We start from the raw sequence: 16,058 nt of genomic DNA, 5'->3' as shown, positions 1-16,058 counted from the left end.
CCGATATTACCTATAAAGTTAAAATGATCATGGCATGCAGTTTACCCTCAAGTAAACTGCATGCCAGGTCACGAACGGGGATAAGATTTGTAAAATCAGAAAGGAATTGTAAACCCGCAAAAATATGCCGTCATGATAAGCATGAATTTATTATCGATATTCAAGAAATTGTCTTCTGGATTCATCATCTTCAAGGTACTCAAATGAGAGAAGGCGAATTTTGGTAAGGTTATAAAACCACTCGCAATCGTTTCGTTGAATAATTTCGCCAAGCTTGAAACATATTCCTGATGCTTCCCGGATAATCGCATATTTACCATTATTAAACCTGGCCCTGTGGATACAGAAAGATTGACCAACCTGCCCATGACAGCTGTTCGAAAGGATATGTCCTTCAATAAAAATAGATTTTTTAGATTTCATCATCATATCCTCTCAAACTGCAGTACAGGAGCAATATTGTCATTTCCCAACATCACTCACGTTAGGTGGCAGAAGCCGATCAGCCGCCGATACACCAGCATTCTGATGGTCTGAACAACAGCCCGCAGGCAGGGCACTCCAGAACCGCATCTTTTCTTAGTTTACCTGCTTTCTGATCGGCTCTGTATGCGCATACCGGGCAGGCAACATGCACCGGTCTTTCTTTAAAGTGCCTGAGTCCTTTTGTATAAGACATAAATAATTCTCTGAGGAACACAGTAATTATTATACGCCTTAATATAAAAATAACTGGCTTAAGTTATGTTAATTTATGATTAAATCAGGATATCAGATATTGAAAATTAAACGTCTGATTTATGATATAATACCCTTCCGTGAGAAATTTATCATGAAATCAGAAGACACCCTTGACTGGTACCCGGCCCAGTTGCCACCAGTGAAAATTATTCTTGGCGAAGCCGTGCTGGCAGTGGGCAAACAGGGCCGACCTATTAATACCCGAACTTTGCTGGAATACCTTCAGGTCATGCAGGACAAGCAAAAAAACGAGATGACAAAATCGCCATGCAGACAGCGATTGAGGTTCTCAGGGATAATCAGCGCATTAACGGCAGACGTTAATGCGCGTCTGGACTCAGTGTCAGTTCTGAATAATCTCAACCGTATGGTTTTGTCCATCATCCCGCAGCGGTATTCTGTCATCAGGGAGGAGAGCACCATCCAGTGTAACGCGATATTCTGCATCGCCGCGTGAGACACTAATCTGATAATGGCTTTCGCCATATTGATAAGTCATAGAAAAAGACGGCCACCCATCCGGCAACCGGGCATGAACCGTAAGGTCAGCACCGGAACGTTTTATCCCCAGTAATTCCTCGGTAAGTAAACGCCAGGCCCAGCCTGATGAACCGGTATACCAGCTCCATCCGGCACGTCCGATATGGGGAGCGACGCTGTAAACATCAGCGCTCATGACATAAGGCTCGGCTTTATAGATCCCGACTGAGTTCGCATTCAGAGTATGATTTATCGGGCTGAGCATGGACCAGAGTTGCCAGGCACGTTCGGCATTCCCCATTCGGGCAAATGCCATCACAGCCCAGATAGCGCCATGTGTATACTGCCCTCCGTTTTCCCGCACACCAGGCAGGTAGCCCTGTATGTAACCCGGATTTGGACCGTGCCCATCGAAAGGCGGCGTTAATAGTTTTATCAGTCCCCCCTCGCTATCCACAAGGTGCTTATCCAGCGCCTGCATGGCCTTTGCGCACCGTCCCGGGCTAGCGGCCCCGGACAATACTGACCAGCTCTGGGCAATCGCATCAATCCGGCAATCCTGTGATGCTTTCGACCCCAGGGGAGTACCATCGTCAAAATATCCACGCCGGTACCATTCGCCATCCCAGGCGTGGGCTTCGAGATTGCTTTGCAGGCGCACAGCCTGTGAACGGCACATTGAGGCGACACTTTCATCCAGCCTGCGATCAGCCAGCGCCGCAAACCGCTGCAAAATGTCGAACAGAAAGAAGCCCAGCCAGACGCTTTCACCCTTGCCTTCGATCCCCACCCGATTCATGCCGTCATTCCAGTCACCCGCCCCCATCAGCGGCAGACCATGCTCCCCGAACTGTTGTCCATACTTAATGGCTTTGACGCAGTGTAACCAGAGAGTCTCTTCGGTACCGCTGATCACCGGCGTATCATAGGCAGACTCTTCACCAGGCTGAAGCGGACGTCCCTCCAGATAAGGAATACGTGTTTCCAGTACATCCATATCCCCCGTCGTTTCAACATAGTGGCAAACGGCAAGCGGAAGCCACAGATAGTCATCGGAACAGCGGGTGCGCACCCCGTTGCCGTGTGGCGGGTGCCACCAGTGCTGTACATCACCCTCAATAAATTGCCGTGATGCACACAGGATTATCTGTTCTCGCATCCGGTTCGGATCAGCATGACTCAGCGCCAGCGTATCCTGCAGTTGATCGCGAAAACCAAATGCGCCGCCGGACTGGTAGTAACCGCTGCGAGCCATCAGGCGGCAGGCTACCGTCTGGTACAATAGCCAGCCATTCACCAGTAAATTTACCGATGTGTCGGGGGTGTTAACCACGATTTTATCGAGCACATTGTGCCAGTGGTTGTGAACCCGGTTCAGCTCCTCGCGGACCGTCTCCTCATTCATATAACGGGCAAGCGTCTCCTGAGCTCGAATATGATTCTCCTCTGCGCCGAGGATAAAAATAAACGTCCTCTGATCGCCATCAATTAATGTTACCGCCGATTGTACTGCCCCGCAGGGATCCAGACCGGCGCCCGTTTTACCTGAAAGCCTGCGTAGCTTCATGACCGACGGGGCGTACAGAGAACCATTACGACCGATAAACTCCCGGCGATCCCCGGTCAACGAACAGTCATTACCGCTGACGGCAAAAAAGGCAGTACGACCGCTACCGTTATCACCATAAAAATTGTTCGCCAGCACTCCGCAGCCGCCAGGCGGTCTGGCCGCATGAGTCACAATGTGAGGGGCTGAGCGAGTTCGTGTTCCTCCGAGCGTCCACTCCACATAGCCGGTGACGGAAAGTTTTCGTGTCCGCCCCGAAGAGTTACTGAGCGTCAGGAGCGCCAGTTTAACCGGCGCCTCTTCGGCAACCAGGACCGTCAGCTCGCTGTCTATACCATTCTCTCGATGGGCAAACACGCTGTAACCGAAACCATGGCGGGTCAGGTAATCACCATGTCCGCGAACAGGTAAAGCCGTCGGTGACCAACACTCACCGCTCTCTTCATCGCGCAGATAAAACGCCTCGCCGCTGCGATCGCTCACCGGATCGTTCTCCCACGGTGTCAACCGGTATTCATGTGCATTCTCGTACCAGGAGTAGGCCTGTCCCGCCTCTGAAATCACAGTGCCAAAACGGGCATTTGCCAGTACGTTTGACCAGGGAGCCGGTGTCTGCGCATCTTCGCGCAGGACAATCTGATATTCCCGACCATCCTGAGAAAATCCACCGTACCCATTGAAATGGCATAACTGACTGATATCGGGGCTCCAGTCCGTATGTTGATTACGCTCGCGCACAGCTCGTGGAATGAGTGCTCTGGCCTGAGGTTTAAGGGTGTGAGTACGCTGATTAAGCTGCTCATTGATACTGCCTGTGCGGTCATCAAGATAAAGACAGGCCACGCTCATCAAAAGCAACTTATCCTCAGCAGAGAGATGCTCGCCATTACGAACAAAAATACCGCCCGTTTTGTCCAGCAGGCTGGCTTCAGATCCGGCATAAATTAAGTCCATAATCTGATTTTGTAAGCCCTGCTGGTAGCCGCCGGGGCTGTTATTCAGGATAACCAAATCAACATCCAGCCCTTTCTGTCTCCAGTAACGGTGTGCCTGAATCAGTGTGGTCACTGAGGCAATACTTTCCTCGCTGGTAATACTGAGAAGCACTATCGGCAGATCGCCTGAAATTGCCCAGCCCCACAGACCGGACTGACCACGCCGGTTGCGGCTGATCGCCTGGCCTTCGGCGCGCAGCTCCTGGACAGGGTAAAGCACCGCGCTGGCAAGACGATTAAACAAAGTGGCATCATCTTCACTGGCGTTCATCTGGCGTAACACCACCAGACTGTGAGACCAGGCCAGTTCAAAGACGCGATCAGCGATAGGGTAATCGCGGTATTTTTCCAGCAACGCCAGGCTCTGCTGGCGGGTCTCACTGATGCCATAAATGATATCAATCGTGACCGGCTGCCCCGGCTGCAGAGTGATGGCGTGGCGTATTGCCAGGATCGGATCCAGCACTGACCCCGATGTGTTGCTGAGCGCCCCGCCTGCCTTTATTGCCTGGGCATCAGCAGGGTTTCTGCCACGACCAAGAAATTTTTCCCTGTCTGTTTCAAACGAAACGTTATGACGGTTATCGCCATGCACCACCATCATGTGAAACAGGCAGGGACTCGCTTCACCCGGAGAACGCGGGCGCCGGTGGCAAAGAATAGCGTCACGCTCAGGATCCAGTTCCGTCTGAATAAACAAATTGCTAAATGCCGGGTGTGCCAGATCGCTGGCTTCAGGTGCCAGTACTACTTCGGCATAGGTTGTCAGTTCCAGAGAGCGGGGCTGGCGACCACGATGAATCAGTGTGAGCCGTCGCAACTCAATATCATCCTCCGGGGAGATCACAACCTGAGTTTTGACGCTGAGCCCATCGAAAGAGCGTCTGAATTCAGCACTCGCATCGGTGAATATCACTTCCTCGTCATGCCCGCTGGTGTGGGCTGTCGGTTGCCATGTATTGCTCGACACATTCCCCGTCTGTATATCGCGGATATAGCAAAATGCTCCCCAGTTATCGCGGGTGGTATCACTGCGCCAGCGCGTAAGCGCAATATTATTCCAGCGACTATAGCCGCCGCCGCCCGTGGTCAACATCAGATGATAATGGTTGTTGGACAGCAGTTGAATATCCGGGGCCGGCGTGTCCACGCCATAGAAAATACGGGGTTCATAGCGAACGGGTTTGACCCTGCCCTCATGAGATTCAAAATGACGGCGCGGACTGTACAGATCAACTGCATCCGGCACGCGTTCCTGTAACAGCAGGCTCGCTGAGCGGAAGACCGTACTGGACATGAAGCGTTCAGTCATCGGGGCGTCAAGTAGCACATGAGCCAGCGCCTGAAACGCCATGCCCTGGTGATGCGCCATCCAGGACTGAACCACCGCATAGAGCTGACCGGTTGCGAGGCGTGAGGGAGTATAGTCCAGCGCTTCATAAAAACCGTATTCACCATGTGCGCCATTTTTTTGCAGCCTGAACAGGTTCTCACAGGCTTTCTGTGGGGAGACCATCAACGCCAGCAGTGTGGCGTAAGGGGCGACTACCATGTCATCGGCAAGCCCCCTGCGCAGGCCGAGACCCGGCACACCAAATGCCTGATATTGATAATTATGCTGAACATCAAAAGCATGATAACCAGACTCTGAAACGCCCCACGGTACTCCGCGTTCTTTCCCCCAATGAATCTGGCGCATTACCGCCGACTGACTCATTTCATCGAGCAGGCTGCCTGGCCAGGTGGGCATTACCAGATTCGGCATCAGGTATTCAAACATTGACCCGCTCCATGACATCAGGGCGGTTTCATTGTCAATGGTAGTGAACAGTCGTCCCAACGCGTACCAGCTTTTAAGTGGTAGCTGATTAGTGGCAATGGCAAGAAAGCTGGTCAGGCGGATTTCAGACGGTAGAAGATCGTAGTGGCTCTTGTCAGGCATATTCGTGTCACAGTTATAGCCAACACTGAGCAGACTGGTTGCTTCGCTGTACAGAAAGGCGAAATCCATCCGGGCATGCTCATCCAGCCGTTGTTCAAGTTCAGTGATAATATTGAGTCGCATCCGGGCCTGCTCCGTCGCTGACGCCGGGGGGGTTCCTACACCAGTAAATGTTGCGCGGGCAAGCTCGCACAAAGTCGGCAGCGTCTGTTCGTTCCAGGATGCAGGTAACCAACCAAGCAGCAGCGACCACTCATGGCAAAGCTGAACCAGTTGATGCTCCAGATGTCCTGCCCAACGCATCTGAAGAGGAGATCCCTGATGGCATAGCGTGTTCAGGTGATTGCACTGGGTGCGCATATTTTTCAGCTCGCTGAAAAATGTCTGCGGAGAGAGCGACACCGCGCTCAGGCAGTGTTTTCGCAGCAACCGCAAGCTGTCAGGCGGGTTATGACCCCACTGTTTTTCCAGAATATCCAGCGTATCGTTGAGTCCTGCCAGTATCTGTTGGCTGTTTAGAACTGGCTGATGACGCATGGCGGACAGCCCTGCACGCAGTGTCAACAAATGCCCTGCCATGTTGCCGCTGTCAACGCTTGAGATATAGCGTGGGCTGAGGGGGGCCAGCGTACGAGTGTCATACCAGTTGTAGAGATGGCCCCGGTAGTGCTCCATTTTATCCATTGTGTCGAGCGTGAGCGACACGCGCCGGAGCACTTCCCCGCCGGGCAGGTAGCCAAAGTCCCATGCAGTCAGGTTAGCCATGAGGGAAAGGCCAATATTGGTAGGAGAAGTTCGATGGGCCACCGTCGGCTGCGGTATTTCCTGGTAGTTATCAGGCGGAAGCCAGTTCTCTTTTTCTGTGGCAAAGGTTTCAAAAAACGCCCAGATTTCACGGCTTGTCTGGCGCAACAGCTGTTTTTGTTCCGGATTGGGCGAAAACACCTTACGCGCAGGCTGACGACTCAGCCAGCTCATCAGCAGCGGTGCCGCACACCATAACAAACCGATCGGCAACGCAATCCCCAGCAGTTGTGGAGCAAATTGTCCGGTCAGTATTATCAGCATCACACCACATGCAACATTCAGCCACATCGCCTGATAAAAACGCGCGACAGTGGGTCCGGCCTGATTGCTGTCCTGGCTGTGGCTGACCCACTGGCTGAGGTGACGCCTGCTGAACCCCAATCGCCATAACGTCACGGCGATCGCTTTTAGCGAATATCCGGCTTCATGCGGCAGTATCGCAAAATTAAGGCCGATACCTGACAAACGCTTCAGCGCGCCCGCCCCTACCAGTAACAGATGCGGCTTCAGGCGGCGACGCAGAGGTTTATGCAGCAGGTCATGGGTGATGCAGAGGATGGTTGGCAACAGCCATATCAGCGACAGTACGCCCAGCCAGTAAACCGGATTAGGTACCCCTAGCAGGGTGAAGAACAGCAATACCAGTAATGAGGGGGCGACCAGACTGCGACGCAGATTATCGAGTAATTTCCAGTAAGAAAGCGCGGTCAGCGGATTCCTGGCCCGGGTTCCATCGGCTCTTCTGACACGTGGTTTCAGCCAGTTAAGCAGTTGCCAGTCACCCCGGATCCATCGTGAACGACGTGCAACATCCGACAGATAATTATTCGGGTACTGTTCATAGAGTAACACCTCACTCAGCAGACCCGAACGTGCATAGCATCCTTCGAGTAGATCATGGCTGAGAACCAGGTTTTCCGGGCAGGTGTTGGCCGTGGCCTGCATAAAAATGTCAACATCGTAAATCCCTTTCCCCACGAACGATCCTTCCCCAAAAAGGTCCTGATAGATATCCGAAGACATCATCGAATAGGGATTATTGCCCGGTATGCTGCTGCGCATGGCGGCGTAACGTCCCTGACCGTTGCGTGGTATCTCCTCCGCAAGGCCGGGTTGTAAAATGCCAAATCCTTTGACAACCCTCTGGCGTACCGGATCATACTCTGGCGTATTCAGCGGATGCGCCATCGTCGCGACCAGTTTGTGCGCCGTATCGCGCGGCAGCACCGTATCACTGTCCAGGGTAATGACGTATTTAATGTGGCCCGGTAAAAGGTTAGCAGGCATGTCTGCAACGCTGACGAATTGTGTCCCCGGATGGCGCAACCAGTTGTTCAGTAACGCCAGTTTTCCCCGCTTGCGTTCATAGCCCATCCACGTTCCTTCCGCGGGGTTCCATTCAGGCTGGCGGTGTAGCAGATAAAAACGTGGGCGGCTGGAGGGATAGCGGCGATTCAGCGCCTGCGTATCAGCGATCGCCTGTCTGAGCAGCATCTGGCTTTCCGGCGAGGGTTCATTTGCAGAATCAGCGAAATCAGTGAGCAGCGCAAACCTGAGATTTTCGTTTTCATTCCCCAGCCAGCAGACTTCAAGACTGGTGAGGAGTTGGCTGAAACTTGCGTGGCTGGTCAGCATGCAGGGGATGACTAACAGAGTGGCGCTGTCAGGGGGAATGCCGGTTGAGAAATCCATCCGCGGCAAGGGGCGAGGAACGCGAAAACGGGTGGTGGCGTCACTGAGTAAATCGCTCATCAACTGAGTTACAGCGATAATCAGAGGGAATATCACCGCGATCAACAGCCAGTCTGCGCCCTGCATGGCTGTTTCGTGCAAAATCGCTGCGGTCGTTGCGGTTGTCAACAACGCCAGGCTTCCAAGCCATGACAGCAGGGTTATTCTGTTGAAACTGTGCCGCAAGCGCATGAGCCTTGAGGTGTCTGCTAACAGATGAATTTCCAGCGCCTGCCGACCTTCGCCTGCGAGATAATAACCAATATGATGTTCCAGTGAATCGGGAGCACTGTTTCCTGAAAGCGTCAGCACCCTGTCAGCAACTTCAGGCTCGCTGAGACCACTGTCTCTGGCCAGGACCTCAACAACGTGCCGGTAATGATCCCGGGTATTGAAGTGCATCCGAGGATAGATACCGGCAGGATCATTGCGTAATGCCTGTTCGACGACACTTATCGTTTCGGCGAAATCAGCCCAATCCGTTTCACTCAGTAATCGCAGACCCGCGATACTGTTACTGACAGATAGCTGGCTGGCGGCAAGCTGTTGATTGAAATTATGTATGAGAACGTCGGTGGTGATCCCCTGTTCCCGAAGGCACTGATCAACCCAGGTCAGAGGTAACGACAGCGCATTGCCATGCCCCTGCAGACGCCGCACCAGCTCTGCGACAAACGCACTGGTTAACGTAGGTCGGGAGCGTGCCATATCGGCAACAACCATGATTAAATCGCCAGGGGCATTCTCTGCACATCCGAAAATCTTTGTTATCCACATATCGGCCAGCGTTCTGTCCTGCTGCGCTTTGATCACTCCGATACTGATACGACGAAGATTTTCAATCAGCGCCAGGCGCAGCATTCCCGGTAACGCCCAGACTTCACCTAATGTCAGCGGGGTCACCTGTTGATAGGCGGTGAGATAGCTGGTCAGGCTGGCGGCATCCCAGCGCCCGTCACCGTGAGCAATGGCCTCTGATGCAATATTGTAAATTCGTGGGCAATTCAGCGGCGACATCAGCGACGGGAGACCTTTACCAAAGCTTTTCGGCAAGTGCTGACGGACAGTGCGGATTTGTTCCTCAATCAGATAATAATTGTCCAGCAACCACTCCCCGGCAGGCATGATGCTGGTCTTTTTACCCGCGTTAAGCTCATAACAGCTTTGGGTAATGATGGCCTCATTCTCGCCGAGTCTTTTTAGAAGATAATAAGGATGTTTATCCGGCGATAATTTATGGGTCCGTGCGAGCTTCTGACCGTAGCGTTCCATCTGGGTGGTCGAAAAGAGTTCTGACTGCAGAGTGCTTTCACCGGCAGGATCGTTCGCCGAAAACGTTACGCTTTCGGTAGCATTCATCGGAATATGGGAGCGGTTAAACCACGCCCTGGGGTTCATTTTCATAGCATTGCTCTGATGCAGAGTTAGCATGCAGGAGCAGTTGCGAAATCAGTTCAGAAACGTTCTCTCAGGATGGGCGTAAGGCATCAGGGATTTAACAGCTGCCGGGATTTGACTTAAGTATAGAACACCGGGTTTAGGTGCAACTAAGTGTCAGGGTTATCGTGGTGAAACAAACAGTGTTTTACAGCCAGGGCACAGCATTGTCTGCTTAAGGCGAATTTTAGAAATAGATTGGGATGAACGTAAGCCGCAGGCCGGGCAGATGACAGTAGTCGTCGATACGCCGCCGAGGTACTTCATTGCGTAATCGATGAGAGACATGATGATTACCCTTTCGATGAATGAGATTCACTGTACCACGTTTGGATAAAATTTAACCATTTAATTTATCTTCCTATTTTTTATCCAAAAGGGGGATATCACAGGGTAGATGACGACGTTTGCCAAGATAGATATTTGCAGCCACAGGGGCCGTTGAGACCGTTGATCCGCCACTCTTGGATATGGCTCCCTGCAGCCCGCTCTGGTATACAATCACCCGCTTCGATATTTTTTCCGGAAAATACTATGATATTTACCTTGAACTTTTCCTTTATGCCTTAGTCTAATAATCAAATCCATCTGAAATGAAGAAAATTTATGATTACCAGCCTTTCATTGGTATTTACCGTCATTACCGCTCTGTGCATTATGTTGTTTGCTGCGGTAAAAGTAGGAGTTGGGTTATCTAACAATCCCGACCGAAATGATAATTAACCCATTCGCAGGCTACTACGTCATCCCACTCCCCTCAATGTGATACACACTGACCACGAAATTTCCGACAAGTGCATTCCCTGCCCTGAGCCAGCAGTAGCCCGATAGCGCGGGCTGGCATCGGACAGGCCCCATTAAAAAGTCAGGACTTGTCTCTATGATTAAAAATGAAGGTTTTGACAACATCCAAATTTTTTGACAGTAATAAAAAAGCATTACCTTTTAAGATAATGCTTTCCATTCAAGCTGGGTCTTTTAACAATTAGATCAATGTAATTTTAATATCATAGCTTTCAAGCCCAGTCATTTTTTCACGAGCAGTAAACTGGATGTCGGAAACTTCTTTTCCTGTCTTTTTTTTGAGTTCAACAATTTTTTTTGTAATGAATTCAGAAATATCCGCTTCAGTTTTTGTTTTTAACTCTTCGACGTTCATTATTTACCTCTCTTGATCTCTAACGTATCAACGCCAAGTATGTAACATTCCCCGTGGAGCACTTATAACAGCGCTGACATGTTTAAAAGATAGAATGGAAAGACTCAATAATCAAGAGGTTGCAGTACAATCTTCATACAAGAAAAGCGCAAAACATCTGCAAACCACTGGACTACTATCTCGGTAGGTAAAGAAACAATCAGATGTCACTTCAAAAGCTTCGATGCTGCCTCGAGAATCTCTTCGGAACTGACATCGCGATCAGAGGCAACATAAACTATTTTATGGTCTCCTGTCAGAGATGGAAATCCTGCTGACATCACGGACAGGTGTGCTTTTTCCCCATTGGGAAACTCACGCATTATCGAAGTAATTCCCTTCATTACGGATACAACAACTGCCGGTTCTGAGTTAAAAAAAACGATTACTTTTTTCATAATGATACCGTGATTGTTCGTACAAAGATGAACGGTTTAGCATACAAAAAAGGCTCCATAAGGAACCTGAACTTTATTTTCTAAAATCTAACAAAGTCTGACCAGAACGAATGTATAGCGCAATATTGTCAAATGTAATCATTACCGATTTGCAAAAAATACATTTTGCTCCGAAAGGATTTTTTTCAGTAACATCAAAGCTCGACGTTCTGTACTGAGATCCGTGGCAACACGGGCATCTGAAGTGAATATGATGTGTAATAACAGTTACCTTATACAACCACGACATTAACTGCTGAGGGGCCTTTAGGTCCCTGTTCAACACTAAACTCAACTTCCTGATTCTCATTCAGCGTCTTGAAATCGTTACTCTGGATAGCAGAAAAGTGTACAAACACATCTTTACTGCCATCTTTAGGGGTGATAAACCCAAAACCTTTTTCAGGATTGAACCATTTAACTAAGCCAGTCATTTTATTAGACATAATTATTACCTTTCTTGAGTAAGCCCTTGGGCAGAATGGTCCGAAAAAAATCATCAGAGAGAGAAGCTAGCAAGGAAATCTCAACAGGAACAAGAAATAAAATTATTACAGCGACTGCTTTAGATAAATTCGTTACAAACCAAGAATTCATTAACGCATGATTAACCAAACATAGCAAGATTTAGTTTTATAGGGAAATCGCACATGATTCTTATCAAAAAAATGAATTTAAATAGCTTAAATCGAAAATTATGTCATGCTGCTTAAGACCTTTATCTATCACCCTAAGTTTTCAGGGATTTTGACTCACGGAAGAGTCGTATTTCCTCCATCTCAGCATAATATTTAGCGTCTACCACGAAATTTCCGAGCATGTCAGAGAGGATTACAACGTCAGCTCCGGCTGTTTTGCTTTTGGCAGGAACGGCAAGATTTCCGGTGTGCTTTGCGGCATTCAGGCGGCGGGTAAGATTTGTGGTATCGGTGTGCGGCTGGCAAAGAGTAACAGACAGGATAGAAAAAGCCGCATATGGCTGCCTGGGTTATATTTATCAGTAGATTGTTCGCGTCTTAATGCCCGGCTGACACTAAGCTCACCATAACAATGCAAGAATCTTATTGTTGGTGCAAACGCACCGTCATAGCGCACCACTGAAACAATATGAAACAATCAAACAATCAATACCCATGCTTTTTTGTTTGTTGTTGACATTTAAATCTGCCATTAATTAGGAACCGAATCTGTGGAGGATATTTATGCTCAAACTTTTCCATTACCATTCTCAATACTGGATATTTCTCGCACTTGCACTTTCTGTTTACGTAGTGGCTTTTCGATAACATATGAATAGGTTGTGTACTGCTTCCATCTAATGTAGCCAGAACTTATATCTCATGAGCTTTGGTCCGGGCCTTAGCTCATCAAAGTGCATATGTTATAAATATAATGATACCGTTGCTGATATAAAGCCGTGCACAGACACCATCTGACCTGTTTTGCTTAGCCTTATAACAACCTGTAAAAGAAAACGTTTTAAACATGCTAACCAGTATTTTGGAAGTCCACAACTTTTTAATATCTGTCAAAGTCAACATGTTGAATTTAAGTCAGGGGCCACTCAAGATGTGTAGAACCGCTTACCATCATAATGGCAAATCCAAAGATAATGTGGGTATTAAAAATCACCTCTTCTTTCGCTACTGCATTAGCTATTGATTAACAATAACCTATATCAGGCATCGCCCTCCTTTTTTATAAGTTAAAAAAGTAAGACGAGATTATTTTTTCAGTGTATATCTGAACATTCTTTATAATTCTGTCTATGTTAAAGATTTTAACCAATGAAAAACAATATTTTTTCCATTGAACGGAATAAACCGATAAGTCCTTTAGAACTTAAGATTTACCGCAACTATCGTGTAGTTCATGGGATCCGTATTGCTTTAGCATTTGTTATAACTTTCTTACTGATAAGAATGTTGAATTTACCAGACCACTCCTGGCCCCTGATTACACTGGTTGTGGTCATGGGACCAATTAGTTACATGGGCAATGTGATACCCAGGGCACTTGAACGTATGGCGGGAACTGTAGGGGGTGCGATTTTGGGGATCATCGCATTACACATTGAAATGTACTCTCTCACTATGATGATGCTGTGGTGTGGATGCGCAGCTTTCCTTTGTGGTTTTCTGGCCATGAGTAAACGTCCCTATGCCGCATTATTGATTGGTATCACGCTGGCGGTTGTCAGCAGCGCTCCTGCAGGAGACTTACAAACAGCATTGTGGCGAAGCACCAACATTATTATAGGATGCATTCTGGCGATGTTGTTTACCAGCATTTTTCCCCAAAGAGCATTCATTAACTGGCGTATACAACTTGCTGACTTTCTTTCTGATTATCTAAAAATAACAACTGCGGGAGTCTCCCGAAACGTTCTTGCGCCCCCAAGAATGACCAAACTTCAAACGCGAGCGTTGAATAATGTAGTAAAAATGCGCAGCCTTATTACACCAGTAAATAAAGAAACAAAGATTGCGAAGAGTCTACTTGAAGATATTCAATCGATAACCCGCGATATGATAGCGGCGCAAAAATTTCAGATAAATGCCCACTGGGCATCTCGTGGCAGTCGATTTCTCATATTGAATACTCATACGCTGTCAGATATGGAACAAATGACCCGTAGCACCCTCAACACCCTCGCACATGCCTTGCATGAAGGAAACCCAACGCCGATAGCATCAAATAGCGAGCATCTTCTCGAAATTACTAAAGAGTTGCATTGTCTTTTACTCGCCAATGAGGGCGAGGAAATCATTGAAAGCGCCGTTCACGGATATGTCTGGTTGAGCATTCAGCTTGCTATCCAACTTGAAGCACTATCAACCCTAATCACAAAAGCGCTTAAAGAAAATAATTAATTTCAATGTCAACCGAAAAATATGTAATCATTATTGCCTCACACCGTCCAGATATCACAACCTATCTTTTAGTAATGAAAAAGGCCCATTCTATTGTATGGGCCAGAAAAGAAGAGTTTTGCACTACCAGGCTGGATGCCTCTCAGTAGGTCTTTGATTGAGAAACCATAATCCGTGAGCACCGTAGGTGATTTATAACTCGTTTACAGAACAGATTTTTTCCTGATAAATATCAATATTTCTCTTATCTCATCGGCCTTTTGACCGTGCAAGGCATGACTTTTCCGTTCGATCAAATCAATGATATTCCCTGTCGTAACCCTTTTTCCATTTTCAAGTAGCTGGATAACTGTTTCACCAATTTCCTGGGCCATAATATGGTTTTGTATGATTCTCAATGCGTTGCCCTTTATATGGTTATTAGTAATACCGTTACACATCAGACATGATGTTAATAGCAAAACAAAAAACAATTCTTTGCCCAACTTACTTGTATGTTGCACGGATAACCCTGAAATGACAAAACCCCGTTAGAACGAGGTTTTTATTCATGGTGTAACCATAGAGGATCAAACCCTCGTCTCCTGCAAGTTCAAAAGTCGCCCGCTCAATTCGATGAGGTAGTAGCAGACTGACGGCCCTTGTTGGACTTAAACCAGTGCCTGGCAATGATAATGAATCTTGCCGCCTTAACTGGAAGGTCAGAGCCAAATGTTACTTTCGCAACACCTGTTCATTTGATTTACTGGAAGTATATGGCGCATAGTTATCAGGTGTGATCATTGATGATTTACAAAAAATACACTTTGCACCAAAGGGATTTTTCTCAGTCACATCAAAATGGGAAGTTCTGTACTGTGACCCATGACAACAAGGGCACTTAAAATAAATATGGTCGGTCATGATGTTAGCCTTTATTTGCTACAACACTCACTACCGCAGTGATATCCAAAAGATCTATTTAACTAATAGTTTCTCTTGGTTTTCAGTATCAGGTTACAACTCACTATTAAAAGCAATAAAAAATAAATATTTCTTATCAGTTCACATGAGGAATCTAAAATAATATAATTTTCTTTATATTATAGCACCAGCGATTTTTGGGATGTTGTTAGCTTTTACGAATGCACTTAAGCGTGCAAGAAAAACTACAGAGGTAAAACAACAAATGACATTTATAAAATAATCATTTCAACTGTTCTACCCAATGATTAGACTCAGACATCTGTTCAGCTTTATGTTGACAGATGTTGAGTTTCTGAAAAACTAATATATCTACTCAGGCATTCACCGTCTTCGCTATCGTATATTAGTTTACATCAGGAAAAATATCAGGCAGCTACAACGTTTTCAGCTGACGGCCCTTTTGCACCAGCAGTAATGCTGAACTCAACTTTTTGGCCTTCATTCAGCGTTTTAAAGCCACCACTCTGAATAGCAGAAAAGTGTACAAACACATCTTTACTACCATTGTCAGGGGTAATAAAACCAAAACCTTTAGACTCGTTAAACCATTTTACTAAACCAGTCATTTTATTAGACACAGGTAATTCCTTAAATTCTATGTAGCCTTACGGCGAAAAGGGCTTCGCACACAATCTAATTAGTAACGATAAGAAGGCTCAAAAGAAAGGATTATCTGTGGATAACGCTTGAGATGAGAACTGCTTTACTAAACCGCTTTAATGGGTCTGTGTACCTAACCAACCCCTCATTAATCACACACCCCACAAACAATAGCAAGTTATTTTTTCATTTAATTTTTCGCAAAATCTTAGAAATGGAAACTGAGACAGCATAATCAATGAGTTCTGTTCACCAGCAATAACATACAGCCGGTCGTCCCCTGG

The 16,058-nt window shown here is 47.5% G+C and carries 12 protein-coding genes and 1 pseudogene; 3 read left to right on the top strand and 10 right to left on the bottom strand.

The genetic code is table 11. The features are described 5' to 3' along the window. Nucleotides 1–502: 502 nt before the first annotated feature. A complete protein-coding gene (locus BZK42_RS29600) occupies nt 503–679 on the bottom strand; it encodes a YnfU family zinc-binding protein (protein ID WP_213083733.1) in 177 nt (58 codons plus the stop codon). Nucleotides 680–832: 153 nt separating this feature from the next. On the opposite strand from BZK42_RS29600, the pseudogene BZK42_RS01825 reads away from it, so the two are divergent. Next, nucleotides 833–1,065: pseudogene (locus tag BZK42_RS01825) on the top strand (hypothetical protein). Between the two features lie 19 nt (nt 1,066–1,084). Here the strand turns inward: BZK42_RS01825 and BZK42_RS01820 are convergent. Together BZK42_RS01820 and BZK42_RS29195 are read right to left on the bottom strand one after the other, a co-directional pair. Continuing rightward, the gene (locus BZK42_RS01820) at nt 1,085–9,667 is read right to left on the bottom strand and encodes a GH36-type glycosyl hydrolase domain-containing protein (protein ID WP_080858656.1); all 8,583 of its coding nucleotides are present in this window, start codon (nt 9,665–9,667) and stop codon (nt 1,085–1,087) included. A 156-nt stretch (nt 9,668–9,823) separates the two neighbouring features. Further along, nucleotides 9,824–9,988 carry a YnfU family zinc-binding protein gene (locus BZK42_RS29195; protein ID WP_175299807.1) on the bottom strand — a complete coding sequence of 55 codons (165 nt, stop codon included), beginning with the start codon at nt 9,986–9,988 and terminating at the stop codon, nt 9,824–9,826. A 318-nt stretch (nt 9,989–10,306) separates the two neighbouring features. Between BZK42_RS29195 and BZK42_RS29595 the strand changes: the two genes are divergently transcribed. After that, nucleotides 10,307–10,423 (top strand): YnaM/YnfT family protein, encoded by a 117-nt coding sequence (locus BZK42_RS29595; protein ID WP_350185928.1) that lies wholly within the window; start codon nt 10,307–10,309, stop codon nt 10,421–10,423. A gap of 262 nt (nt 10,424–10,685) precedes the next feature. Here BZK42_RS29595 and BZK42_RS01815 read toward each other — a convergent pair whose 3' ends face one another. The 4 genes from BZK42_RS01815 to cspG form a co-directional block, all read right to left on the bottom strand. Further along, the gene (locus BZK42_RS01815) at nt 10,686–10,859 is read right to left on the bottom strand and encodes a GnsA/GnsB family addiction module toxin (protein ID WP_016152691.1); all 174 of its coding nucleotides are present in this window, start codon (nt 10,857–10,859) and stop codon (nt 10,686–10,688) included. A 206-nt stretch (nt 10,860–11,065) separates the two neighbouring features. Beyond that, the gene (locus BZK42_RS01810) at nt 11,066–11,296 is read right to left on the bottom strand and encodes a hypothetical protein (RefSeq protein WP_019076503.1); all 231 of its coding nucleotides are present in this window, start codon (nt 11,294–11,296) and stop codon (nt 11,066–11,068) included. Nucleotides 11,297–11,369: 73 nt separating this feature from the next. Beyond that, nucleotides 11,370–11,558 (bottom strand): cold shock small protein YmcF, encoded by a 189-nt coding sequence (gene ymcF, locus BZK42_RS01805; RefSeq protein ID WP_087121842.1) that lies wholly within the window; start codon nt 11,556–11,558, stop codon nt 11,370–11,372. 10 nt (nt 11,559–11,568) lie between these two features. Then, nucleotides 11,569–11,781: a cold shock protein CspG gene (gene cspG, locus BZK42_RS01800; protein ID WP_016152690.1), complete on the bottom strand. Its 213-nt coding sequence runs from the start codon at nt 11,779–11,781 to the stop codon at nt 11,569–11,571. A gap of 1,341 nt (nt 11,782–13,122) precedes the next feature. On the opposite strand from cspG, the gene BZK42_RS01795 reads away from it, so the two are divergent. Continuing rightward, on the top strand, nt 13,123–14,208 hold the full coding sequence (locus tag BZK42_RS01795; RefSeq protein ID WP_080858655.1) for an FUSC family protein: 1,086 nt from the start codon (nt 13,123–13,125) through the stop codon (nt 14,206–14,208). A 203-nt stretch (nt 14,209–14,411) separates the two neighbouring features. Here BZK42_RS01795 and BZK42_RS01790 read toward each other — a convergent pair whose 3' ends face one another. The 3 genes from BZK42_RS01790 to cspE all read right to left on the bottom strand — a co-directional run bounded on the left by BZK42_RS01790 (nt 14,412) and on the right by cspE (nt 15,752). Beyond that, nucleotides 14,412–14,711, bottom strand: coding sequence for a hypothetical protein (locus tag BZK42_RS01790; RefSeq protein ID WP_249025123.1), 300 nt, complete (start codon nt 14,709–14,711; stop codon nt 14,412–14,414). Nucleotides 14,712–14,922: 211 nt separating this feature from the next. Then, nucleotides 14,923–15,111, bottom strand: a complete 189-nt coding sequence (ymcF, locus tag BZK42_RS28880; RefSeq protein WP_071600303.1) for a cold shock small protein YmcF — start codon at nt 15,109–15,111, stop codon at nt 14,923–14,925. Between the two features lie 428 nt (nt 15,112–15,539). Then, nucleotides 15,540–15,752, bottom strand: a complete 213-nt coding sequence (gene cspE, locus BZK42_RS01780) for a transcription antiterminator/RNA stability regulator CspE (RefSeq protein ID WP_005127641.1) — start codon at nt 15,750–15,752, stop codon at nt 15,540–15,542. Between the last annotated feature and the right edge of the window lie 306 nt (nt 15,753–16,058).

Origin of the sequence: Citrobacter braakii, from assembly GCF_002075345.1 — a bacterium.
Lineage (GTDB): Bacteria > Pseudomonadota > Gammaproteobacteria > Enterobacterales > Enterobacteriaceae > Citrobacter > Citrobacter braakii.
Note: the sequence above shows the minus strand (reverse complement) of the source record. Positions and strands in the feature narration are given on the sequence as shown.